24 protein-coding genes are annotated in these 21,892 nt (G+C 64.5%); 13 read left to right on the plus strand and 11 right to left on the minus strand.

Translation table 11 applies throughout. The features are described from left to right. The first annotated feature begins 14 nt into the window (after positions 1-14). The 5 genes from NXY83_RS20435 (at position 15) to NXY83_RS20455 (ending at position 5,659) form a co-directional block, all read left to right on the plus strand. Positions 15-1,499 carry an aldehyde dehydrogenase family protein gene (locus tag NXY83_RS20435; protein ID WP_258804016.1) on the plus strand — a complete coding sequence of 495 codons (1,485 nt, stop codon included), beginning with the start codon at positions 15-17 and terminating at the stop codon, positions 1,497-1,499. Between the two features lie 249 nt (positions 1,500-1,748). Continuing rightward, complete coding sequence (locus NXY83_RS20440) at positions 1,749-2,645, plus strand: methylenetetrahydrofolate reductase (RefSeq protein WP_258804017.1); 897 nt, start codon at positions 1,749-1,751, stop codon at positions 2,643-2,645. Between the two features lie 9 nt (positions 2,646-2,654). Then, positions 2,655-3,530, plus strand: a complete 876-nt coding sequence (gene purU, locus NXY83_RS20445) for a formyltetrahydrofolate deformylase (RefSeq protein WP_258804018.1) — start codon at positions 2,655-2,657, stop codon at positions 3,528-3,530. A 39-nt stretch (positions 3,531-3,569) separates the two neighbouring features. Beyond that, on the plus strand, positions 3,570-4,982 hold the full coding sequence (gene ligM, locus NXY83_RS20450; RefSeq protein WP_258804019.1) for a vanillate/3-O-methylgallate O-demethylase: 1,413 nt from the start codon (positions 3,570-3,572) through the stop codon (positions 4,980-4,982). A 68-nt stretch (positions 4,983-5,050) separates the two neighbouring features. Next, positions 5,051-5,659 carry a PadR family transcriptional regulator gene (locus tag NXY83_RS20455; RefSeq protein WP_258804020.1) on the plus strand — a complete coding sequence of 203 codons (609 nt, stop codon included), beginning with the start codon at positions 5,051-5,053 and terminating at the stop codon, positions 5,657-5,659. Between the two features lie 65 nt (positions 5,660-5,724). Here the strand turns inward: NXY83_RS20455 and NXY83_RS20460 are convergent, their stop codons facing one another. From NXY83_RS20460 to NXY83_RS20500, 9 genes are all read right to left on the minus strand, one after another. Continuing rightward, positions 5,725-6,966 (minus strand): ABC transporter substrate-binding protein, encoded by a 1,242-nt coding sequence (locus NXY83_RS20460; protein ID WP_258804021.1) that lies wholly within the window; start codon positions 6,964-6,966, stop codon positions 5,725-5,727. 11 nt (positions 6,967-6,977) lie between these two features. Beyond that, positions 6,978-8,051 (minus strand): branched-chain amino acid ABC transporter permease, encoded by a 1,074-nt coding sequence (locus tag NXY83_RS20465; protein WP_258804022.1) that lies wholly within the window; start codon positions 8,049-8,051, stop codon positions 6,978-6,980. Continuing rightward, the gene (locus NXY83_RS20470) at positions 8,051-8,932 is read right to left on the minus strand and encodes a branched-chain amino acid ABC transporter permease (protein ID WP_258804023.1); all 882 of its coding nucleotides are present in this window, start codon (positions 8,930-8,932) and stop codon (positions 8,051-8,053) included. The genes NXY83_RS20465 and NXY83_RS20470 overlap by 1 nt, the downstream gene beginning before the upstream one ends. 5 nt (positions 8,933-8,937) lie before the next feature. Next, entirely contained in the window at positions 8,938-9,648 is a 711-nt protein-coding gene (locus tag NXY83_RS20475) for an ABC transporter ATP-binding protein (protein WP_258804024.1), read from the minus strand. Next, on the minus strand, positions 9,635-10,417 hold the full coding sequence (locus NXY83_RS20480) for an ABC transporter ATP-binding protein (RefSeq protein ID WP_258804025.1): 783 nt from the start codon (positions 10,415-10,417) through the stop codon (positions 9,635-9,637). The genes NXY83_RS20475 and NXY83_RS20480 overlap by 14 nt, the downstream gene beginning before the upstream one ends. A gap of 124 nt (positions 10,418-10,541) precedes the next feature. Continuing rightward, the gene (locus tag NXY83_RS20485) at positions 10,542-11,897 is read right to left on the minus strand and encodes an aminomethyl transferase family protein (protein ID WP_258804026.1); all 1,356 of its coding nucleotides are present in this window, start codon (positions 11,895-11,897) and stop codon (positions 10,542-10,544) included. Between the two features lie 39 nt (positions 11,898-11,936). Further along, positions 11,937-12,224, minus strand: a complete 288-nt coding sequence (locus tag NXY83_RS20490; protein ID WP_258804027.1) for a MoaD/ThiS family protein — start codon at positions 12,222-12,224, stop codon at positions 11,937-11,939. Continuing rightward, positions 12,217-13,323: a WD40/YVTN/BNR-like repeat-containing protein gene (locus NXY83_RS20495; protein ID WP_258804028.1), complete on the minus strand. Its 1,107-nt coding sequence runs from the start codon at positions 13,321-13,323 to the stop codon at positions 12,217-12,219. The genes NXY83_RS20490 and NXY83_RS20495 overlap by 8 nt, the downstream gene beginning before the upstream one ends. Before the next feature lie 77 nt (positions 13,324-13,400). Further along, positions 13,401-13,601, minus strand: coding sequence for a hypothetical protein (locus NXY83_RS20500; protein WP_258806369.1), 201 nt, complete (start codon positions 13,599-13,601; stop codon positions 13,401-13,403). A gap of 282 nt (positions 13,602-13,883) precedes the next feature. On the opposite strand from NXY83_RS20500, the gene NXY83_RS20505 reads away from it, so the two are divergent. From NXY83_RS20505 to NXY83_RS20530, 6 genes are all read left to right on the plus strand, one after another. After that, positions 13,884-14,624 carry a hypothetical protein gene (locus tag NXY83_RS20505; RefSeq protein WP_258804029.1) on the plus strand — a complete coding sequence of 247 codons (741 nt, stop codon included), beginning with the start codon at positions 13,884-13,886 and terminating at the stop codon, positions 14,622-14,624. 92 nt (positions 14,625-14,716) lie between these two features. Then, complete coding sequence (locus NXY83_RS20510) at positions 14,717-15,490, plus strand: class F sortase (protein ID WP_258804030.1); 774 nt, start codon at positions 14,717-14,719, stop codon at positions 15,488-15,490. Positions 15,491-15,546: 56 nt separating this feature from the next. Further along, on the plus strand, positions 15,547-16,065 hold the full coding sequence (locus tag NXY83_RS20515; protein WP_258804031.1) for a universal stress protein: 519 nt from the start codon (positions 15,547-15,549) through the stop codon (positions 16,063-16,065). Positions 16,066-16,329: 264 nt separating this feature from the next. Beyond that, positions 16,330-16,671 (plus strand): metal-sensitive transcriptional regulator, encoded by a 342-nt coding sequence (locus tag NXY83_RS20520; protein ID WP_258804032.1) that lies wholly within the window; start codon positions 16,330-16,332, stop codon positions 16,669-16,671. Between the two features lie 57 nt (positions 16,672-16,728). After that, positions 16,729-16,968, plus strand: coding sequence for a heavy-metal-associated domain-containing protein (locus NXY83_RS20525; protein ID WP_258804033.1), 240 nt, complete (start codon positions 16,729-16,731; stop codon positions 16,966-16,968). A 26-nt stretch (positions 16,969-16,994) separates the two neighbouring features. Continuing rightward, a complete protein-coding gene (locus NXY83_RS20530; protein WP_258804034.1) occupies positions 16,995-19,304 on the plus strand; it encodes a heavy metal translocating P-type ATPase in 2,310 nt (769 codons plus the stop codon). A 38-nt stretch (positions 19,305-19,342) separates the two neighbouring features. Here NXY83_RS20530 and NXY83_RS20535 read toward each other — a convergent pair whose 3' ends face one another. After that, positions 19,343-19,615 (minus strand): DUF2277 domain-containing protein, encoded by a 273-nt coding sequence (locus tag NXY83_RS20535; RefSeq protein WP_258804035.1) that lies wholly within the window; start codon positions 19,613-19,615, stop codon positions 19,343-19,345. Between the two features lie 209 nt (positions 19,616-19,824). Between NXY83_RS20535 and NXY83_RS20540 the strand changes: the two genes are divergently transcribed. Further along, a complete protein-coding gene (locus NXY83_RS20540) occupies positions 19,825-20,088 on the plus strand; it encodes a WXG100 family type VII secretion target (RefSeq protein WP_258804036.1) in 264 nt (87 codons plus the stop codon). Between the two features lie 119 nt (positions 20,089-20,207). On the opposite strand, the gene NXY83_RS20545 is transcribed toward NXY83_RS20540, so the two are convergent. After that, on the minus strand, positions 20,208-21,263 hold the full coding sequence (locus tag NXY83_RS20545) for an EamA family transporter (protein ID WP_258804037.1): 1,056 nt from the start codon (positions 21,261-21,263) through the stop codon (positions 20,208-20,210). A gap of 71 nt (positions 21,264-21,334) precedes the next feature. Here NXY83_RS20545 and NXY83_RS20550 point away from each other — a divergent pair, with 71 nt between their 5' ends. Continuing rightward, positions 21,335-21,880 carry a CGNR zinc finger domain-containing protein gene (locus tag NXY83_RS20550; RefSeq protein ID WP_258804038.1) on the plus strand — a complete coding sequence of 182 codons (546 nt, stop codon included), beginning with the start codon at positions 21,335-21,337 and terminating at the stop codon, positions 21,878-21,880. Positions 21,881-21,892 lie beyond the last annotated feature (12 nt).

Below are 21,892 nucleotides of genomic sequence, written 5' to 3' on the forward strand. Positions count from 1 at the left end.
AGAGGTGCGACGTCATGACCAACACAGTGAACACTTCAGCGCCGGTGACCACCGGCCTGTACATAGGAGGCGCCGAGCGCCAGGCCGCCGCCACCATGGAGGTGGCCGATCCGGGCAAACCGGGCGCCATCGTGGGGTATGCCGCAGCGGCGGACACCGATGACGTCAACGACGCCATTGCGGCCGCGAAGGCAGCCTATCCCGATTGGTCTGCATTGAGCGCGCGGGAACGCGCGGAACAGATGCGTACTGCGCTTGAGGGAATCGCCGACTTCCGCGATGAAGATGCCGCCATCCTGTCGCAGGAAAACGGGAAGATCCGCATGGAAGCGTGGGTCGACTCGCTTGTGTTCGAAATCCGGTGGAACCTGGCACTGGCGCTGGCCGATGAAGTGGACGCGGACAAGGTGCTCCCGCCGGCGCCGGGGATTCCGGTATCCACTACCGTCCAGTACCAGCCGCTGGGCGTTGTGACGGTCATCGTGCCGTTCAACTGGCCCATCGCGATCCTTGCGGCGTCGCTGCCACACGCGCTTCTTGCCGGCAACACAGCCATTGTGAAGCCCCCGCCCACCACACCGCTGGCTACAACCCGGGTCGTGCAGAGAATTGCGGAAAAACTTCCCCCGGGCGTGCTCAATGTCGTGACCGGCAAGGACGCGGACATGTCCGCCCTGATTACCAGCCCTGATGTAGCAAAGGTCTGCTTCACCGGCAGCGTACCGGGCGGCAAGCGCATCATGGAGATGGCCTCGAAGTCCCTGACCCGGGTCACGCTGGAACTGGGCGGGAACGACGCCGCCGTGGTGCTGGAAGACGCAGTCCTTGACGACGCCCACCTCGACCGCCTGTACGCCGCCATTTTCGATACAACAGGCCAGATCTGCATGGCCGCGAAACGGGTGTACGTGCACCGTTCGCGCCTGGACGAGGTGGTGGAAGGACTGTCCTCCCGGCTGGATAAGGCCGTGATCGGCTATGGACTGGACGAGGGGACCACCATGGGGCCGTTGCACCAACCGGCCCAAAAAGCCTTCGTCACCGAGATCATCGAGGAGGCAAAGGCGGCCGGCGCCGACGTCAGGGAGTTCGGGACACTTCCGGCGGACCCGGACCTGGCGGGCGGCAACTACATGCGCCCCGCACTCGTGATCGACCCCGACCCGTCCCTGCGCGTGGTCACCCAGGAGCAGTTTGGCCCGGTCATTCCGCTCATTCCGTTCGACACGGAAGACGAGGCCATCCGTGCCGCCAACGATTCCTGGTCGGGGCTCTGCGGCTCGGTGTGGACAGCTGATTCCGCTGCGGCCGGCAGGGTGGGTGGAAAGATGGTTTGCGGCTACGTCTGGGTCAACGACCACGGTGCCACGAGGCTGGATCTTCGCGCTCCGTTCGGAGGCATGAAGCAGTCCGGCATGGGCCGTGAGCAGGGGATCGAGGGCGTACGGGCATTCCAGGACACCCGCTCAATCGCGCACCTCGATCCTGCGGCCCTGTGAGAGGGCTGACCGGCGCAGGAGGATAGGTCCGGGACCGGGAACGGGCCGATGGGGAGCAGTGTTCAGATGCCGCCGGCCCCACCGGTCCGCCAAGTCCACGCTCTTGCCTGCTCACTCCTGGTCCCCCTCCTGCTGAGGGGCCGGCTCGCCCGCTCGACGCCGCTGGAATGACTATGGACGGTACCTATTTACGTAGGTAAAATTGAGGTGTAGCGGATGCACTGTCGCACCCCTCGAAAGGACTGTCCGATGGCGACTCGAATCACGCCCGGCATTAACCGCGCAGCTTCGCTGGAACTCGTTCGGGACTTCTCGCTGGAGATGACCGGCAAGGATGTTCCTGCCCTTCTCGAGGCGCGAGGGCACATTCCGCCCGGCACCCGAATCAACGTCACGTTCCTGGGCAATGAAGACCTGGAGATGCGGGTGGGCGCCGCCAAGGTGGTCAGGGAACTCGGCTTCGTTCCCGTACCCCACATCTCCGCCCGCCGGTTGAAGTCGGAACAGGAACTCGAGGAGTTCCTTGGCCGTCTGCAGGAGGTTGGCGCGGCCGAACACATTTTTGCCGTCGGCGGTGATCCTGCCCGCCCTGAGGGGCCATATCATGACTCGCTTGCAATGATCCGCAGCGGTGTCCTGCACCAGTTCGGCGTGCGCGAAGTCGGGCTCGCGGGGTACCCCGAAGGCCACCCGGATATTCCGGACGAGACCCTGTGGCGGGCGCTCGAAGACAAATACACAGCGCTCCGGGAATCGGGCGTGAACGCGGCCATCCTGACGCAGTTCGCCTTCGACACCGACCCCGTCGCTGAGTGGATCGACGCCGTGCGGGCCAGGGGCATCACCGCCCCGATCCGCGTCGGTACTCCGGGACCTGCCGGAATAAAGCGGCTTCTGGGTTTTGCCCGCCGCTTTGGCGTTGGGGCCAATGCAATGATCGTCAAGAAGTACGGCTTTTCGCTGACCAACCTCATAGGCGTGGCCGGCCCGGACCACTTTGTCAACGACCTCGCCGCAGTTCTCGCCGAACACTCCACGGGCAACAGCCACGGACTGCCCAGCCAGGTGGGCCTCCACTTCTACACCTTCGGCGGCCTCCTGGAGACCGCCGAATGGGTCCGCGGATTCACAGGCGGGCAGGAGTGAGGAGACTCAATGGCTGTCCATATCAAAGACCAGAAGGACCAGGCCTGCCTGATTGTCCACGGCCCGGACCAGCCGGGGATCGTCTCAGCAGTGGCGGCCCTGGTGACCCGGAACCAGGGGAATATTGTTTCCCTTGACCAGTACTCCAGCGACCCGACCGGGGGCGACTTCTTCCAGCGCGTGGTGTTCAACAGGCCCGACCTTGCCCTTGCACTGCCTGAAATCGAGGCGGACCTCGGCAAGACCCTCACCAGGCTGGGACTGACGTGGACGATCACCGACCGGTCAGTACCCAAGCGCATGGCCATCCTCGTCTCCACGTCGGACCACTGCCTGCTTGAACTGCTCTGGCGGCACCGCCGCGGTGAACTGCAGGTGACCATTCCGATGGTGATCTCCAACCACACCAACACCGCCGAGGACGTCCGATCCTTCGGCGTCCCCTTCTTCCATGTTCCCTCGCCGCCCGGCCCGGACAAGTCACACTCAGAGGAACAAATCCTGAAGCTGCTGGCGGGCAATGTGGATTTCGTTGTCCTCGCGCGTTACATGCAGATCCTGTCCCCGGACTTCCTCGACACGGTGGAGGTGCCGCTGATCAACATCCACCACTCATTCCTGCCCGCGTTCATTGGTGCGGCGCCCTACCGCAAAGCCAAGCAACGCGGCGTCAAACTCATTGGTGCCACCTCCCACTACGTGACCAAGGAACTCGACGAGGGCCCCATCATCGAGCAGGACGTGGCCAGGGTGACGCATGTCCACACCGCCACCGATCTGCAGGCCCGCGGCGCCTACGTTGAGCGCGCAGTGCTTTCCCGGGCCGTCGAGTGGCACGCCGAAGACCGTGTAGTCCGGCACGGCAACCAAACCATAGTCTTTTGACCCCGCACAACAAACCGACACAGAAACGAGAGGTTCATCATGGCACCCAGGAATCTGCAGGAAGTCCTTGATTCGTCCCGCGGCGCGGTGGACCTGCTCCGCAATTCGCAGATCGGGTCGTATATCTACCCGGTAGTCCCGGCCGACTTCCAGAACTGGATCAAGGAGCAGACCGCATGGCGGCAGACCGCCGTGCTTTACGACCAGTCCCACCATATGGACAACCTGTTCATGAACGGCTCTGACGCCATCAGGCTGATCTCATCCACGGCGATCAACTCCACCGCAGTTTTCCCGGTTAACAGGGCCAAGCAGTATGTGCCCACCACGGAATCCGGACACGTCATTGGCGACGGTATCCTCTTCCGCCTGGCAGAGGAGGAGTATGTCTACGTGGGACGCTCACCCGCAGCCAACTGGCTGCTCTACCATGGCGAAACCGGCGGATACCCGAACCTGGACATGACAGTAGACCGCCGTTCGCCCTCCCGCCCTTACGGCGAACAGGTCACCCGCCAGCTCTACCGTTTCCAGATCCAGGGGCCGAACGCCTGGCAGGTGATCGAAAAGCTGAACCGCGGCCCGCTTGAGCAACTCAAGTTTTTCAACATGTCAACAATGACGATCGACGGCGCAAACGTCCGTACCCTTCGTCATGGCATGGCCGGCGCTCCGGGCCTTGAAATCTGGGGACCGTATGCTGACCACAGCCGTATCCGGGACAGGATCCTGGAAGCCGGGGGCGAGTTCGGCATCGTGCCCGTCGGTTCGCGCGCCTACCCTTCCAACACCCTTGAGTCCGGTTGGATTCCGTCACCGCTGCCCGCGATCTACACCGGCGAAGCTGAGCGTGGCTACCGTGAATGGCTTCCCGCCGACGGGTACGAGGCGACCGCGACCCTCGCCGGCTCCTTCGTGTCCGAGGACATCGAGGACTACTATTTGACGCCGTGGGAGCTCGGCTACGGCTCATTCGTGAAGTTCGACCATGACTTCATCGGGCGCGACGCACTGGAACAGATCGACCCTTCCACCCAGCGCAAGAAGGTAACCCTTGCCTGGAACGCCGACGACATCACATCGATCTTCGCATCGCTGTTCAACACTGAAGGGCCTAGCTACAAGTACTTCGACCTGCCGCTCGCGAACTACGGTTCTGCGAACTACGATTCCGTCATCGACGCCGACGGCACCGTGGTGGGGTACTCGATGTTTACCGGCTACAGCGCCAATGAGCGGCGGGCACTGTCACTCGCTACGGTTGATCCCAATGTTCCGGAGGGCACGGAACTGAACGTCGTGTGGGGGGAACCCGACGGCGGAACGCGGAAGGCCGCCGTCGAGCCGCACGTGCAGACCGAGGTGCGCGCGGTAGTCAGCCCGGTGCCGTACTCCGCTGTCGCACGCGCCACCTACCAGGGCGGGTGGCGCACGAACTACAAGTCGGCCTAGGCTGGAAACCGGGCTGTGCTCGGGCGGTTGCCTCCTTACAGCCATGTCCGGTCACGAAGGAGTACTCTATGAGCCTGCGGTACGCGCTGCTTGCGTTGCTTCGCGTCGGCCCGCTTTCAGGCTACGACCTGCAGAAGCAGTTCTCCGTGTCGGTTGGGCATGTATGGCATGCGCCCGACTCCCAGATTTACCCGGAGTTGCGCAAGATGGAGGCTGAGCACCTCATCGAGGGCGAAGAGCAACCGAGGGGCCAGCGCGCCACCCGGCGCGTGTATCACGTGACGGAAGCCGGGGACCGGGCCTTCCTCGACTGGATGCACACACCGACGGAGTATGCGAGGGTCCGGGATCCCGCCCATCTGAAGGCCGCGTACCTCGAGTCGGTGGCTCCCGGGGTGGCACGGGATTTCTTCCGTGCCCACATCTCGCAATGGGAAAGCGAGCTCGCGCAGTGGGAGCGTGAGCTCCTCCGGATCAGCGAGGTTGCCAATCCCATGCTGATCCGTCGGCTTGCAGTCACCGAGCCGGAGGACCGCGAGCGCACCATCGCCTTCAAACGGTTCACGTATGAGGGGCTTGTTGACCGGGCGCGGGTTGAAATTGCCTGGGCGAAGAGGGGGCTCAGGCTCATCGACGAACTTGACGTGTTCTCAGAGCCCAAAGCCGTCCACGTTTAGCGGCGTCCTCCCCGGTGGACAGCGGGAGAGGACGCCGCAGCTGCAACGGTGAAAGCGGGGGGTTTTTAGCCGAAGCTTTCCGCGGTGTCGTAACCCCTGCCGTTGTACTTCTGCACCAGCACTGTGGACACTGCCGGCTGCCCGTCAACGGTCGTGTCCACGGCCGTGCCCTCCAGCATCAGTGGCGCCTGCAGGCCCTTGATGTCCCGCAATGCCGTCATGAAGCTGTCACGGTTGGGTTCGTCCATGTTCTTGAAGGCCTCTTCCAGGGTTGCCCCCACCATGTAACTCCACATGCAGTGGGGGAAGGCCGGCATATCCGGGTAGTTTCCGTACTCCTTAAGGTCTGCGAGGAACTTCACGACGTCTTCGTCCTGTGCGAAAGCCGGGCTTTGCGGGGTCTTTGAGAACGACACCGAATAGATGCCCGGGTATGCGGTAGCTCCACCGGGCTCGAGGATCGCCGTAGGGCTCGACGTGTTCGAGGGAAGGAACCAACTTGGCTTCCAGCCGATCTGCTGCGCCTTTTGCAGTGACGAGATCACCAGCGGGGTGATGGACATGGCATTGAAGAAGACATCCGCTCCCGTCGCCGCCAGCTGGGTCAGCTGGGCGTCAACCGAGGTATCGGTGGCCTCATACGTGAGTTCTCCGACGACCGTGATATTGTCCGCACCTTCGATGGCTTCCTTGAAGCCCTCTACGTAGCCCTTGCCGTAGTCATCGTTCTGCGAAAGGATGGCCACCTTGTGCTCCCCCTGCGATTCCGCCAGCAACTCGCCAAAGGCTGCTCCCTCGTTCTGGTAGATCGGAACGAAGCCAAGTTGCCATGGGCTCTCCTCCCGGTCGCTGAACAGGGGGTCACCGGTCATCACGAGCACCTGGGGAACCTCTTGGCTGATGGCAGCCTCGCGGAAGGCGCGGTTGGTGGGGGTACCGAGGCCGGACGTGACGGCAAAGACGCCGTCGGACATCATCTGCTGGAAGTTCGACAGCGATTTCTGCGGGTCATACGCGTCGTCGTAGGACTTGATCTCGACGGTGCGCGTCTTGCCGTCGCCGAACTCCACGCCGCCAGCCGCGTTCACCGCACCGAAATAGGCTGCGAGGCCCGCGACAGTGCACGTTCCGGGCCCTGCTGTCGGACCGCTGAGCGGAGTTGTGACGCCGAGCGTGATGGAAGTATCCGTGATCCCGGGGCTGGCCCCGGAGTCGCCGCCCTGCCCACCGCCGTCGCGGGCGCAACCTGACAGGGAGAGCGCGATGATCGACGCCATCGCGACGATACCGAGGACCCCGTCTGGCATTTTTCTAATCTTCATGATCGATCTTGCCTCTCTGTTTTTTCGAGTCCCTCCCGCGCGGCCTCAGTAGCCGGTTGATGCACGGGAGAGTTATGCGGGGGATTCCCCGGTGTGGCGCGGGCGGTGCCGCGGCGGGTGAGCCGGCGGATCACCCGCGGAAGGCTGACCAGGCCCTGGGGCAACAGGAAGAGCACCGCAAGGAGAATCGCGCCCTGGCTGATGGTGGTCAGGTTAGGATCGATGGCGTTCGTCAGCTGTGGAACGAAAACGTAGTAGGCGCCGCCGATAAGCGCACCTATAATGCTTCCGGCACCGCCGATGACCATTGCGGCGAGGAGGCCGATGGAGTGGCCGAAGCTGAGGGTCTCGGGCGAGGTGTACTGCACGGCCGCGAGGTAAAGGAAGCCACTTGCCCCGCCAAATATCGAGGCGACCGTGAACGCGAGCACCTTGGTACGGTACGGCGAGATACCCATGGACGCGGCAACGGCTTCGTTCTCCCGCACCACCGTGAAGGCGCGGCCGTACTTGCCGCGTACGAGGTTGCGGCCCAGCAGGAACGCGGCGACGGTAACCACCAGCACTATGTAGTACTGCCACTGGTCGTTGTAGAGCCCCGACCAATCGGGAGCGTCCGTGAAGCGTGCTGAAATGCCCTGCGAGCCCCCCGTGAACCCGTCGAGCCGCTTGGCCAGGGGCACACCGACGATGGGCAAGGCGATGGTGACCATCGCGATCGCAAGGCCACCGAGCCGGGCTGCCGCCAGGGCAACAAGCAGGCCGACAAGGCCCGGCACGACGCAGGCCGCAATGAACACCAGGATGATGTTCCAGTCCGCGTTGACGCCATAGGCGGTGACGTAGGCGCCGAGCCCGACGAAGAAGATCTGCCCAAGGTTTACTTGCCCGGTGTAGCCCATCACGATGTTCAGCCCCAGTACCGCAACGGCATAAACGCCAATGCGCACGAGGGTCTGGTTCGTGAACGCCGGAAGGATGAGCGGGGCAACGATCAGTACGATGGCCACGGCTGCTACGAGGATCACGCGCGTGGGTTTGTGGGCAAGGACGGAGGACATCGTGCGCATCAGACCCTCACCACGACCTTCCGCCCGAACAGGCCTTGGGGTCGGATGACCAGGATGACGAAAATCAAAACAAACGGCACTGCGATCTTGAGGTCATGGCCTACGAGCGGCACGTAAACGGCCACCAGGTTCTCAAGGACACCAATGGCCCAGGCCGCGACCACGCATCCGATCGGGCTGCTCAAGCCTCCCAAAATGACGGCTGCGAGCGCGTAGACGAGCGCCGTATCGAGCATGCCCGGCGTGAGGGTGAGCTGCGGGGCAACGAGGACGCCGGCGATCGCGCCCAGAACCGCTGCCAGGCCCCAGCCGACCATCAGCAGCCGGCCGACAGGCAGACCGGAAAAAGCAGCGGAGCCCGGGTTATCTGCCACGGCCCGAAGCGCGAGCCCGAGCTTGGTGCGCAGGAAGAGCACCTGCAGAACCCCCATAATCGCCAGAATTGTGACCGTTGTGGCGATGGACCGGACACTCACCACCGCACCGAAGATCTCCACGCCAGTCAGCGGGAAAAGCGACTCGAATGGCAGGTTGTTGTAGCCCCAGAAAACAGCGGAGATACCGGTGACCAGGGTGAGCAGGCCGATGGTGACCACAACCGCCGTGTGGGCGTCGCCCCCCTCGAACCTGCGGACGAGGAACCGCTCGATCACTGCCCCGATAAGGAAGGAAACCACCACCGCGACGAGGATGGCGAGGATGAGGGGCAGGCCGAGTTGGGTAAAGGCGTAGGCGATGTAAGCCGACAGCACGGCCATGCCGCCTTGGGCGAAGTTGATCAGGCCGGTTGCCTGGTTTACGAGCACGATGGCGAGGGCCAAAGCAGCATAGATGGAGCCGGTCGAGAGCCCGTCCACCACGAGTTGGATGAAAGTGCCCATGTGGTTCAGCCCCCCAGGTAGGCACGGCGGATCTCGTCCATGCCTTTTAGTTCAGCCGATGATCCAGTCAGCACATTGCGCCCTGTCTCAAGCACCGTGGCAGTGTCCACCAGCGAGAACGCAAGGTTTGCGTTCTGCTCCACCACCACCATGGCGATGCCTGACTCCAACCGCAGCCGCCCGATCGCCTGGTATACGGCTTTGGATGTGCTCGGCGCAAGGCCGAGCGATGCTTCGTCGAGCAACAGCAGCTTGGGTTTAGCCATAAAGGCCCTGGCTACGGCGAGCATCTGCTGCTCCCCGCCTGAAAGTGAAGCCCCGCGCGAGCCGACGCGGTCCTGCAACTGCGGAAACAGGTCAAGGCAGTAGTCGATATCCCGGGAGATCCCTGCCCTGTCCTTGCGGAGGTAGGCGCCCACGAGGAGATTCTCCCGCACGCTCAACTGGCCGAGGGTTCCGCGGCCTTCCGGAACATGGGCGATTCCCAGCGCTGCCACCTGGTCGGGGCGCAAGCCACGAATGTCGCGCCCCTGGAACCTGATCCGCCCACCGGTGCGGACCGTGCCGCTGATTGCGCGCAGCGTGGTCGTCTTGCCGGCCCCGTTGGCGCCCAGGATCCCGACGGAGCCGCCTTCCGGCACGCTGAGATCCACCCCGCCGAGCACCTGTACGGGCCCGTAGTATGCGGTCACACCGGAAAGTTCAAGCAGCGTCATCCGCCGCATCCTTCCCGATGTAGGCCTCGATCACCCGGGGGTCGGACTGGGCCTCGGCGGCGGTGCCCTCCATGAGCTTGCGCCCATGGTCGAGGACAACCACCCGGTCGGTGAGGGCGGAGATAAGCCCCATGTGGTGCTCCACGATGATGATCGTGATGTCCTGCTCCGCGCGGAGCCGCCTCACAGTCTTGATGAATTGCTCTACTTCACCATGGGACAGTCCGGCGGCCGGCTCGTCGAGCAGCAGCAGCGAGGGGTGGGAGAGAAGGGCACGCCACAACTCGATGCCTTTGTGCAGTCCATGCGGCAGTTCGTCGGCGGGCAGGTGGGCTGCCCAGCCCAAACCTGCGCGCTCAAGGAATTCAAGGGCCTCCGCCCGCATCCCACGCTCCGCGTTCACGGTGTAGGGCAACCGCAAGGCCCAGGAAACAGGCCAGCCGGGAAGCCTGATATGTCCCCCAAGAAGCACGTTCTCCAGGACTGTGGCGTGCAGCTGCAGCGCCGGGTGCTGGAAGGTGCGCGCCAGCCCAAGTCGCGAGAGGCGGAACGGGGCACTTCCCAGGACCTCGGTGCCGTCGATGGTGATGGAGCCCGAACTTGGCTTGTAATGGCCGCTGATGCAGTTGAAGAGTGATGTCTTCCCGGCGCCGTTGGGTCCTACAAGGCCGAAGATGACGCCCGGCTCCACGTCAAAGCTCACTTCCTGCAACACCTTGACGCCGCCGAAGTGCAAATTCACGTCATTGAGGCTCAGGCTTGCCGCCACCCTGCACCTTCCTGTCGCATCATTGCTCCGGACGGGCGCGATCCGGGACGACCGCTTGAAACCGACGCTACGGATGGAGAACTAAATTGTCAACGATATTGAAACGACTGTTAGACAACCTCAATCATGGCCCGCGGTAACCGCTCCTGGCATAGTCGGAGAAGGGCGCGGGAGCCACAGTGGCACGCATTTCGACCTGCCGGTGCCGCTCCACCTGCGCCTTGCGGGAGTTGGGCTCCTCCCCCCACACGACCACTACTTCAGTACCAGTGTTCGCGTGTGCCGCATCGAGCGTCGCAAGGGAGAGGAAGGCCTGCTCGTTAGCGAGGTAGCCGACGTCGAACGAGATGCCGATCGTCTCGCCGTCCTTCAGGACACGGTCGGTCTGGTGCAGTGCATAGCGGGACTTGGGGAGCTCGATGTACTTGGCCGGGACGCCCTCACCGAGAATGCTGCCCAGCACCCGCGTTACATCCTGGTTGTCCCACACCAGGGTGACCTTTTTGCGGCGCTGGTTCCCGGCATGCCGTTGCAGGGCTTCCTTGCCAAGGAACTCGTGGTCGAAGGACACGGAGCGGCCGAGCCCGAGGTCGTACGGGGTTACGTAGTAGTCCCTTGGATCCGGCGAATAGAAGCTGCCTCCGAATGAGCCTGCCTTGGACAGGTCGAGCCATTCGCGGTAGGCCTTGAGCCCGGGGTCGAAGATCGCAGGCGGCGGTGACGGCACCCAGCCGGATCCGAGGTTGGCGGATGAGTATCCCTTGGCCCCCACCTGCGTGATGCCAAACTCCCCGCCGTCGGCCAGCAACTTTTCATGCACTGCCGCGGCGTCGGCCCATGGGCCCCACAGCTCGAAACCGGGCTGCCCCGCCATGCCGTGCCGCAGCACGCCCACCCGGCGTCCCTCGATGTCGATCCCGCCCATGTGGAAGAACTTAAGCTCCGGCGCCGGCTTGCCGGTCACCTTCTCGATGATTGCCAGCGCGTTCGGACCCTGTAGTTCGTAACGGAACAGCTTGGGATCGCCCTTCCGGATCAGGGAATGGTCGTCGCGCTCCAAGGTAACGTCCCAGTCGCCGGAGGAGATGTTGTATTCAATCCAGTCAGCCAGCATGGGCAGGCCCACCAGATCGAACGAATCAGGCTCCAGGTGGAACAGGATGCCGTCCCCGATGAGGTATCCGTCGTGGTTCACGGCGACCAGCTGCTTCGCCCGGCCCACCTGGTAGGCGGCCGCCGAGTTGGTGCCGAACCAGGTAAAGAACTTCGTGGCGTCCGGGCCACTCACAAAGAGATCCGCCATATGGTGCGACTGGTCAAGCAAAGCGCACGAGTCGCGCCAGGAGGCTTGCTCGCTCCGCCAGTTGGTGAACTCGGGTGTCACAGGGAAGGTGAACGGCCGCGATTTCGCGTTTCGCAGCACGTCAACGGCGTTGCCGCCATTCTGGTCGATGGCAGACTGAAGGCTTTGGTTGGTCATGGCGATTTCCTCCTCGGGGTGGCGGCAGCCTGAGGCGGACTAGCCGCCGGCCACCGACTGAATGACAAGTACTTCCTGGCCCGGGGACACCTCGGTTTCCAGGCCTTGAAGACGCCGGACATCATCGCCTTCCACGTAGATGTTCACGAAGCGGCGAAGGGTTCCTGTTTCATCCCGCAGGCGCCGGGCCAGCACCGGGTATCCGCCGGTCAGGAAATCCAGCAGCTTCTCCACCGTTACCGGCCCGTCGGCGGGCGCAGTCAGTACGGACTGTCCGCCGGCCAGTGGCTGCAGGACGCTGGGAAGCACCACCGTAATGTCAGGCACCGGCCACCGCTGCCGCCCTGACGCACAGGACGTCCGGCAGGTGGGCAGCGACCTCCGTGAACGTTTCGCCCTCATCCGCGCTTGCGTAGACGGTGCCGCCGCGCGTGCCGAAATACACGCCGGCAGGCTCCGCCGTGTCCACCGAGGCAGCATCGCGCAGCACGCTGTTGTATTCGGCGGTGGGCAGCCCGGAGGAGAGCCGTTTCCAGGAGGAACCGGCGTTATCCGTGCGGTGGACGGCGAGTTCCCCATCCGGAGGGATGCGTTCCCCGTCTGCTTTCAGCGGGACAACCCATGCCGTCCCTTCGCGGCGGGGGTGGGTCAGCATCACAAAGCCGAAGTCGGCCGGCAGCCCGTCCGCTATGGAATTCCAGGTGTCCCCATTGTCGTCCGTGCGGTAGACACCGTGGTGGTTCTGTGCGTAAAGGCGTCCGTCGACTGCGGGATCGGCTGCGATCTTGTGGACGCACTGCCCGAACTCGGGGTTGGGGTCGGGCATGAAGTAGGCGGAGATTCCCTTGTTGCGCGCCTCCCAGGAGCTGCCGCCGTCGAGCGAGCGGTAAACGCCGCCAGTGCTCATGGCCACGTGGACGGTCTCCCCGGCCGGCTGGACCACGATGGAATGTGCGGCCGCCCCGCCGTAACCTGCTCCCCATTCGCTGCGGTGCGGATGGTCCCACAGGCCCCGGTTCAGCTCGAAGTGTTCACCGCCGTCGGTCGATTTCCACACCGAAATGGGCTCAGCTCCTGCCCACACCACCCCCGGCCGGGAATCGGCGTCAGGATAAATCTGCCAGATGCGTTCCAGGGCGGCGCCGGTGTCCTCCGGAAACGTGATGGCGCCCAGTTCGGGCTCGGACCAGGTGGCACCGAGATCGTCGGAGTGCGCAACGGTGGGCCCCCAGTGCTCGTTCCGGACGCCCACCATGATCCGGGTGCGGCCGTCCCTGGTGTCGATCCCGATGCTGGGAATCTCGCTCATCAGGAAATGGGGACCGGTGAAGGACCATTGCCGCCTGTCCTGGCTGGTGGCCAGCCACAAGCCTTTTTTAGTCCCAATTGCTAAGACAAAACTTTCTGCGGTTGCCATGCCCACCATGCAACCACCCGGGTGGACTGCCCGCAACGGTTAATTGGCGTCCCCGGCAGCCCGGACCGGGAAGCAGGTGACTCGAATCAGTCCACAAACTCCGACTGCGTCTCGATGAAATCCCAGTCAGCCTCCGTAAGCACTGCCCGGGGATTATCGGGGTGGGGTCCGCCGGCTTCGGCAATGCCCTGGAGCACTGGAAGCGGCAGTTCCTCCGCGCGAAGGTTCTCCCGCAGCCACTCCTTGCTGTCGAGGTCCAGGTCAAGCCACCACATGTAGATTTCCATGACTTTCACGCACCTTTCGTTTGCTTCCACGTTAGGCGCGGCGCTTTTCGTGGACAAGGTTCAGCCTGCCCGACAAGTAGCTGCGGCTGTTGTTCGGGTATCCGCAAGTAACCACGCTTCCGGAAGTACCCAAAAGACGAGTACCCCCTACTGGCGCCCACCCGAACCGGCCCACCTAGCCTGAGATCTCAAGCAAGCTGACCGTGCTGCTGGGGCACAGGCGTCACCGCTGGCACTCCCCCATCATGGTCGGTTTAACAACAAAAACCTGGGGAGAAAATTATGAAACGCACCATAGCAACACTGGGTGCCGTGGGCTTGGCCGCGTTGGTCGTGTCCGCACCGGCCTCGGCTGCCGGTGAAATCACTCTGTGCCACGCCGTCAAGAACGGCTTCGTCTCGATCACCATCCCGCCGCAGGGACTCAACGGCCACGAGAAGCACGACAAGCACGAGGACGACATCATCCCGCCGAACGAACACCTGAAGGACGGCTTGAACTGGGGTGACGCAGGCCGTGCCATTCACGAAAATGGTTGCGCGGCGGTTTCCCCGCCCGCCGTCGTCGTGGACCCGCCTGCCAAAGACGACCTGCCCTTGGTGGTCGACAAGCCGGATGAAGTAAAGCAGCCGGTCGTCGAACAGCCGGTGGTGCAGGACCCGGTTGTCGAACAGCCGGTGGTGCAGGACCCGGTTGTCGAACAGCCGGTGGTGGAGGAGCAAGTTGTCGAAACGCCTGTCCTGACTCCAGCCGTTGAAGAACCCGCCGCGGCGCCGCCCGCCGCAGCACCGCCGGTGGTTCCTGCGAAGCCGGAGGCCGACCAGCAGCAGGCACAGAAGGCGGCAGGAGTTGCCACAACCGGCTCCACCACGAGCCGCGGAACCAACCAGGGGTACAACGCCCAGACGGCTGCCGGCGGACCTGAAAGCTCTCCCGCCTGGCTCGGCGGCCTGGGTGCACTGGTGGCAGCGGGAGCGGCAGTGGCAGTGCGCCGCCGTTCCGGCTCCTCCATGGCCGGCTGATACCGCGGACTGCGGCCCGATGACAAGGAAGGCGTCCCACCAGTGCCCGGCGGGACGCCTTCCTTCCCCCTCAAAACGCGACGAGGAGCACAATGTTCCGGGAAAACATCCTGCACGCGGCCCAGACAAAGCGCACCTGGCGCCGCTGGAACCGAGGCGACCTGGTGATCCTCCTCTGCGGTGTCCTCGCCTTCCTGTCCATGACATTCGGCGCACCGCTGTTCGACCGGACCCAAACTGCCGCCGTCGGAAACGCAGCACCGGGCTCTGCTGCCGGTTACGTCCGGGAGCCGGTGCCCGTGGCGACGACCGGCACGCCGGAAGGAACGTTTGCTCCCGAAGGCCAGGTTGCTTCTGGGGCCGCAGGGGAAAGCACGACGGCGGCCCCGCCTGGGCAGCAGGTGGAGAAGCCGGCCCTGCCGCCGGCAGCGGCACCGGTGCGCATCCGCTATCCGTCCGCGGGCTTCGAGGTGCCGGTCCACCCCCTGCAGCCCGACGGCGCCGCACAGGAGAGCCAGACAATCGTGCCGCCCGAAACAAAGGACGGCTACTGGCTTACTCCGTTCGGAACGCCCGGCCATGGCTCGGCAAACACAACCTATGTGATCGGCCACAGCTGGGATGGGGCGGAGGCACCGTTCAACCACCTGAGTTCGGCCGCATCCGTAGGCGACCGCTTCGACGTCGACACTGCGACCGGCGCCATGTCCTACCAGGTTGAGAGTGTGGCCACGTATGTGAAGTCCAGCCTCAAGGACAGCCCCATTTGGGACATCGTGCCCAACCGCCTGGTCCTCATCAGTTGTTTCACGGAGGACCCGTGGGGAAAAAACGTTGTGGTCACGGCTTCACCTGCGGTGTCTTGAGGAAGCGCAAACACGGGAACCTGTTCAGGGGCCATTCACGGAGCGGACAATAAGTTATGACATCGGATCGGTTCAGCGGCACGGCACCGTTGCTGGTGGGGATCCTGCCCAAGCAGCACCCCGAGGTCCTGCAGACCGCGGCTGCCCTCGCCGCCCGGCTGGGGACACCCCTGGTGTGTGCCTACGTGGATGAGGAAAGGTACCTCGTGGATTGGGATCCGGCACGCTCCGCCCACCGGCTTTCCCTGCATCCTGATGCCGATGACGACAAGATCCACGCTGTGGAAACCGCGCTCAAGGCGGACGTCCGGAACGCAGTGGACCGGGCACCGGCAGGGAGCGGGACCGTGGAATGGACGCTCCGCACCCTTTCCGGCAGTGCGGCACGCGCGATTGGACAACTGGCCGCGGAAATCAATGCCCAACTGATCATCGTGGGCACGTCGGAGCGCGGATTGTCCCACCGCCTCTCCGAAGCCCTGAACGGATCGGTGGGAGGATGGTTAAGCCACCATCAAAGCCGGCCGGTGCTGGTAATCCCCTGCCGGACGCCCGCCCACGAGGACCGTCCGTAGCGCTGCAGCCCACAGCGTTCGGGGCCTTCAATAATAAAGCGAAAGTAGTTATTCGCGGTGCTGGCGGAGCGCGCTACCAGCCAGTAAGCTGATTCAAGCAGGACGGGTCCACGTTAGTGGACACAGGATCTGCCCAAGAGCTGCTCCGGAGTGCGTATCCCCCAATAACGCACTCCGGAGCTTTTTTATGTCCTAAAACATGCGCTCCGGCGATACCCCTAGGGGGTACTTGAATGATACCCCTGTGGGGTATAGACTCGGGTTATGAATCCCACGGAAGAAGCATTCGCCGCGCCCGCAGTGGACCCGCCCGGGCACGGGTACACCGGCAACAAGGACGCCTACCTCCGCCGCCTCAAGCGCATTGAGGGCCAGGTGCGTGGAATCGCCCGGATGGTGGACGAGGATAAGTACTGCATCGACATCCTCACCCAGGTTTCCGCCGTCACCAAGGCCCTGCATGCCGTCAGCCTGGGCCTCGTGGAAGAGCACATCGGCCACTGCGTAGTCGGCGCCGCCTCCGAGCCCGACCCGGCCGCGCGTGCCGAAGCCATTGATGCCAAAGTCAAGGAAGCCGCCGATGCCATCGGCCGGCTGCTTCGCTGACGACTGCCAGTAACACCATCGCCGGCAACCGCCGGCCAGACCCACAGGAGCCAAGCCATGAGCACCACCTCCCCCACCACCACCACTGTCAGCGTTTCCGGCATGACCTGCGGCCACTGCGTCTCGGCCGTCAGTGAAGAGCTTGAAGCCCTCGCCGGGGTGGAAGCGGTGGACGTTGAACTTAATGCCGGCGGCATCTCCACCGTCACCATCACGTCTGACCAAAAGCTCTCACCCTCTGAAATCGGCGAGGCAGTGGCAGAGGCCGGCTACCTGGTCGTTGCCAATGAAGCCTGAAAACCACCACTGATTTGGGGAGCCGAATGAGCAACCAGGAACTTCTCCACCAGCCCGCCGCCCGGGTGGTGGAACTGGACATCGAGGGCATGACCTGCGCCTCCTGCGTCAACCGGGTGGAGAAAAAACTCGGCAAACTCGACGGCGTGCAGGCTTCGGTCAACCTGCCCCTGGAATCCGCCCACGTCACGGTTCCCGCAGGGATCACCGACGAGCAGTTAATCGATACGGTCAGCGCTGCCGGATACAAAGCAAAAGTCAGCCAGCCGCGAGACCCCGGCCCTGGTGCCAGCGACGAAACGGGCGCGCCCTCCGTGCTGCCCGAGGCTGGCGACCACATGGCTCACGGAGGTGCCGCTGCCCGGTTCCGGCCCCGCCTGATCCTGGCGGCCGTCCTGACGGTGCCCGTATTCCTGGTCTCCATGGTCCCCGCGTTCCAGTTTCCGCAGTGGGGATGGGCGGCAGCGGCCCTGGCACTGCCGGTGGTGACGTGGGCCGCCTGGCCTTTCCACCGCGCAGCCGCAATCAACGCCCGCCACCTGGCCTCGACCATGGACACGCTGGTGTCGATCGGTGTGGCGGCAGCGTACCTCTTCTCCGCCTGGCAACTGCTCCTGGATCCCCGCATGACCGAACATCCGGGCATGGAAGGGATGGAGACCGGCGGTGGCCTGTACTTTGAGGTGGCGGCAGTCGTCACCACCTTCCTGCTCCTGGGCAGGTACCTGGAGGCCAATGCCAAGCAGAAGGCAGGCGACGCCCTGCAGGCCCTCCTCAACCTTGGCGCCAAGGATGCCACCGTGCTGAGGGAGGACACGGAATACAAAATCCCCGCAGACCAGCTTCAGGCGGGCGACGTCCTGGTGGTCCGGCCCGGCGAAAAAATTGCCACCGACGGCGTGGTGGTTGACGGGAATTCAGCGGTGGACGCGTCCCTGGTCACCGGGGAGTCAGTACCGGTGGAGGTTGGGCCGGACAGCGCTGTTACGGGCGCAACCATCAACACCTCCGGGAGGCTGCTGGTCAGGGCCACCCGGGTTGGCTCCGAAACAACACTGGCGCAAATGGCACGACTGGTCTCCCAGGCCCAGACCGGCAAGGCGCCCATCGCGCGTCTGGCGGACCGCATCAGCGCCGTCTTCGTTCCGGTGGTTCTTGCCATCGCCGCGGTCACCTTCGTGGCGTGGCTTCTGTTCGCAGGCCCTGGCGTGGCGGCCGGCGGGCTGCGACAAGCGTTTACTGCCGCCGTCGCCGTCCTGGTTATTGCCTGCCCCTGCGCCCTGGGGCTCGCCACGCCGGTGGGCCTGCTCACCGGTACCGGACGGGGCGCACAGCTGGGCATCCTGATCAAGGGGCCGCAGGTCCTTGAGGACACACGGACGGTCGACACCATCCTGCTCGACAAGACCGGCACCGTCACCACGGGTGTCCTGGCAGTTGATGCCTCCGAAGCCTTCGGCGGGTTCCGGGAGGATGAGGTCCTCCGGCTGGCCGGCGCAGTGGAGGCGGCGTCGGAGCATCCGGTGGCCCGCGCCATCGCCGCCGCGGCAGTGGATGCAACGAACGACGGCGGTCCCCTGCCTGCCGTGCAGGGCTTCCGCTCCGCCCCGGGCGGCGGAGTGGCGGGAACCGTTGAGGGGAAGCCCGTGGTGGCAGGCCGGACCGGCTGGTTGCAGCACAACGGCATTGCCCTTGCCGATGAGCACCAGGCAGTACTGTCAGCGGCTGAAGCGGCGGGTGCCACCGCGATTTGGGTTGCGGTGGACGGAGCTCCCGCCGGCATCATCAGCCTGCGCGACACGGTCAAGGAAGGCTCAGCAGCGGCCGTGGCCCGGCTGAAGAAACTGGGCCTGCGTCCCATCCTCCTGACCGGTGACAACGCCGCCGTGGCTGCCCAAGTGGCGGCCGCCGTCGGGATTCCCGCTGAGCACGTCTATGCCGGAGTCCTGCCGGAGGGGAAAGTCGAGGCGGTCCGCAAACTGCAGGCCGGCGGCGCCACCGTGGCCATGGCCGGTGACGGCGTCAATGACGCAGCCGCCCTCGCCCAGGCGGACCTTGGCATCGCCATGGGATCGGGCACCGATGTGGCCATCGAGGCCGCAGATCTCACCGTAATGGGCAACGACCTCGCCCAGGTGGCCCAGGCGATCGAACTGTCCCGCAGGACGCTGGCAACCATCAAGACCAACCTGTTCTGGGCATTCTTCTACAACGCCGTGGGCATCCCCGTGGCCGCCCTGGGGCTGCTCAACCCCATGCTGGCCGGCGCCGCCATGGCAGCGAGCTCCGTCCTGGTGGTGGCCAACTCCCTGCGGCTGCGCAGCTTCGGAAAGTAACCCCGAACAGCCGGAACAACGTCCCCGGCCGAGGCGGATCAGGCCGCGCCGTACCGCACAGCGGCGCGTGCCTTGGCCTTGGCCGCCTCGGCCTCCCGGTCCTTGGGCGGCGCCTGCGAGACCAGGGAATCCAGGAGGTGCTGGGTGATGTGCGCAATCTCGTGGACCGCCGCATCGAAGGCTTCCTGGTTGGCCTTCGAGGGCTTGGTGCTGCCGCTGACTTTGCGCACATACTGCAGTGCTGCGGCGTGCACTTCCTCCGAGGTGGCGTGCGGTTCGAAGTTGTGGAGGGTTCGGATATTCCGGCACATAAGGCCATGCTAGGCTCTGGAGCGCCTGGGATCGACCCCTCCTGCCCGGCTTTGCCGGCACCCGTCCAGAGCGCTGCATGGGCAGGGGTGCCCATCGACACTGTTTTGGGGACCGGGGTAGGTTTTAGGCAATGGATCTTCCGGATGAGCCGGGGGCCGCTGGGGATGCCGACCTGTTTCGGATCCGCGATTCACACTAGGAGAAACTGATGGCTATTTGGGGTGCAGACGTTGAGCAGCTTCGCCAGCTCGGCAGCAAGCTTCAGGCAGGTGCGTCCGAGATCGAGACGCAGAAATCCACTCTTACCAAAGTTCTGAGCAGCACTAACTGGGAGGGACCCGATGCGGACAAGTTCCGTCAGGAGTGGTCCGGAACGCACACCACCATGCTCACCAAGGTCGCGGAAGCGCTGAAGGAAGCCGGCAACCAGGCGAAGCGCAACGCCGAAGAGCAGACCCAGGCTTCCCGCTGACCTTCCGGTTGCTCAAAGTTCCTGCAGGCAGGGCCCGGACATCCAGGATGTCCGGGCCCTGCCCGTTTAAGGCTGCACGTTTAAGACTGCGTGGGGCGGTGCTCCCGCTTCAGCGGCAGTCAGGGGACGGGTTCGACGTCGTTTGCGTGCTCCAGCGGCGACGGCGCCCGGCCCTTGGCTTCCCTGCCCGCTGCCGCGCCGACGCCCGCCCCAGCGGCCGGGGCGCGCAGTTCGTCAAGCCGGACCAGGATGACGCCCCCGACAATGAGGACGCCGCCCAGGAGCTGGATGGCGCCGGGCAGTTCACCCAGCAGCAGCCACGCCCAGATCACGGCGAAAAGCACCTCGGTCAGCGACACAAAGGATGCCACCTTGGATCCCAGGGCGCGTGCAGCCATGATGCCCGAGACATAGGCCAAAACCGTTGCCAGGATCACCAGTCCGGCCAGGGAGACCCACCATGGGGTCATCCAGGGTCCCAGCTTCGTGTGTGCCGTGCTGAAGGCCATGGGCAGCAGGCCGGTGGCAGCGGAAAGCCACATCACGGCGGCACCCACCATCAGGCCCCCCGAGGCCAGCACGATGGGCGGCAGGGTGTCGTTTTCCTTGGCGGTAATAAAGAAGTAGATGGCAAGGCAAACCGCGGCGGCGATGCCCCACAGCACACCCACCGGATCCACCTTGACGGCGCCGGTAAGGTCCAGGACCAGGACCAGGCCGCCCAGTGAGAGCAAGGTTCCCCCGAACGTCAGGGCCCGGGGACGCTTTCGGCTGGCCGCCCACAGCCACAACACGATGATCACCGGCGCGAGGTACTCGAGGAGGAGTGCAACACCGACGGACAGGCGGGCCACCGCATTGAAGTAGAACAGCTGGCATGCCGCCACACCGATCAGTCCGAACAGTCCGATGGTCACCCAGTTGTCCCGCAGCTGGTGCCAGCGGCCCCGCAGCGCAGGAATGGCCGGAATGGCGAGAATCAGCGCGGCGCCGGTGAGCCGGGCCGTCACGGCAGCTCCGGGAGACCATCCGGTTTCCAGCAGCGCCTTGGCGAACGAGCCCGATAGCCCGAAGACTGCTGAGGAGAACAGCGCTATGCCGAGTCCGGATGCCAGGAATCCCCGCCGGGCGGTGGGCGCGTGGCGGTTCGGGGCGTGGTTGTTGGCGGCAGGCACTCTCGCCTCCTGTCAGGAGTAAAGTGGGGTAATGGTCATGACAGTACGCGTTCGCCCTGTAAGGAGTCAAGATGGTTTTTGCCCCTGACACTGAGGTTGCGCTGCGCACGGTGGTAAATCTCATCAACTCTGCGGCAAACGGCAGGGAGGAACTCACCAGCCAGGCGGAGCTGGACAGTTTCCTGGCCGCCGAAGGGTTTTCCGGCTCCCGGACGCGGGACGCGGCCGAGCTGGCCAGCGTCCGGCATCTGCGGCACCAGCTTGCGGCACTGTGGACTGCCAATGAAGACGCAGCAGTGGACACCGTGAACCGGCTGCTGCGTGAGGCGAACGCCCTGCCCCAGCTGGTCAAGCATGACGGCTGGGACTGGCACCTCCACGCCACCACCCCTGAAGCCCCACTGGCACACCGGATGAGCACGGAGGCGGCAATGGCTTTGGCGGACGTCATCCGTGGCAAGGAAATGGACCGGCTGCGCACCTGTGAGGCAGAAGCCTGCGACGCCGCCGTGCTGGACCTCAGCCGGAACCGGTCAAGGCGCTACTGCGACACCGGTAACTGCGCCAACCGGATGCATGTGGCCGCCTACCGCGCGAGGCAGGCAGCTTCAGGCTAGCGGCGGGACCGG

The sequence above is a fragment of the Pseudarthrobacter sp. NS4 genome (assembly GCF_024758005.1).
In the GTDB taxonomy this organism is placed as follows: Bacteria; Actinomycetota; Actinomycetes; order Actinomycetales; family Micrococcaceae; genus Arthrobacter.

Excerpts from the sequence above, each read along its gene's own strand:
- NXY83_RS20475 (WP_258804024.1), bottom strand. The coding sequence starts at position 9,648 with ATGACGCTGCTTGAACTTTCCGGTGTGACCGCATACTACGGGCCCGTA.
- NXY83_RS20465 (WP_258804022.1), bottom strand. The coding sequence starts at position 8,051 with ATGCGCACGATGTCCTCCGTCCTTGCCCACAAACCCACGCGCGTGATC.
- NXY83_RS20525 (WP_258804033.1), top strand. The coding sequence starts at position 16,729 with ATGAGCACCACCTCCCCCACCACCACCACTGTCAGCGTTTCCGGCATG.
- NXY83_RS20535 (WP_258804035.1), bottom strand. The coding sequence starts at position 19,615 with ATGTGCCGGAATATCCGAACCCTCCACAACTTCGAACCGCACGCCACC.
- NXY83_RS20470 (WP_258804023.1), bottom strand. The coding sequence starts at position 8,932 with ATGGGCACTTTCATCCAACTCGTGGTGGACGGGCTCTCGACCGGCTCC.
- NXY83_RS20550 (WP_258804038.1), top strand. The coding sequence starts at position 21,335 with ATGGTTTTTGCCCCTGACACTGAGGTTGCGCTGCGCACGGTGGTAAAT.
- ligM (WP_258804019.1), top strand. The coding sequence starts at position 3,570 with ATGGCACCCAGGAATCTGCAGGAAGTCCTTGATTCGTCCCGCGGCGCG.
- NXY83_RS20500 (WP_258806369.1), bottom strand. The coding sequence starts at position 13,601 with ATGGAAATCTACATGTGGTGGCTTGACCTGGACCTCGACAGCAAGGAG.
- NXY83_RS20510 (WP_258804030.1), top strand. The coding sequence starts at position 14,717 with ATGTTCCGGGAAAACATCCTGCACGCGGCCCAGACAAAGCGCACCTGG.
- NXY83_RS20495 (WP_258804028.1), bottom strand. The coding sequence starts at position 13,323 with ATGGTGGGCATGGCAACCGCAGAAAGTTTTGTCTTAGCAATTGGGACT.
- NXY83_RS20530 (WP_258804034.1), top strand. The coding sequence starts at position 16,995 with ATGAGCAACCAGGAACTTCTCCACCAGCCCGCCGCCCGGGTGGTGGAA.
- purU (WP_258804018.1), top strand. The coding sequence starts at position 2,655 with ATGGCTGTCCATATCAAAGACCAGAAGGACCAGGCCTGCCTGATTGTC.
- NXY83_RS20485 (WP_258804026.1), bottom strand. The coding sequence starts at position 11,897 with ATGACCAACCAAAGCCTTCAGTCTGCCATCGACCAGAATGGCGGCAAC.
- NXY83_RS20520 (WP_258804032.1), top strand. The coding sequence starts at position 16,330 with ATGAATCCCACGGAAGAAGCATTCGCCGCGCCCGCAGTGGACCCGCCC.
- NXY83_RS20460 (WP_258804021.1), bottom strand. The coding sequence starts at position 6,966 with ATGCCAGACGGGGTCCTCGGTATCGTCGCGATGGCGTCGATCATCGCG.
- NXY83_RS20440 (WP_258804017.1), top strand. The coding sequence starts at position 1,749 with ATGGCGACTCGAATCACGCCCGGCATTAACCGCGCAGCTTCGCTGGAA.
- NXY83_RS20455 (WP_258804020.1), top strand. The coding sequence starts at position 5,051 with ATGAGCCTGCGGTACGCGCTGCTTGCGTTGCTTCGCGTCGGCCCGCTT.
- NXY83_RS20435 (WP_258804016.1), top strand. The coding sequence starts at position 15 with ATGACCAACACAGTGAACACTTCAGCGCCGGTGACCACCGGCCTGTAC.
- NXY83_RS20505 (WP_258804029.1), top strand. The coding sequence starts at position 13,884 with ATGAAACGCACCATAGCAACACTGGGTGCCGTGGGCTTGGCCGCGTTG.
- NXY83_RS20515 (WP_258804031.1), top strand. The coding sequence starts at position 15,547 with ATGACATCGGATCGGTTCAGCGGCACGGCACCGTTGCTGGTGGGGATC.
- NXY83_RS20540 (WP_258804036.1), top strand. The coding sequence starts at position 19,825 with ATGGCTATTTGGGGTGCAGACGTTGAGCAGCTTCGCCAGCTCGGCAGC.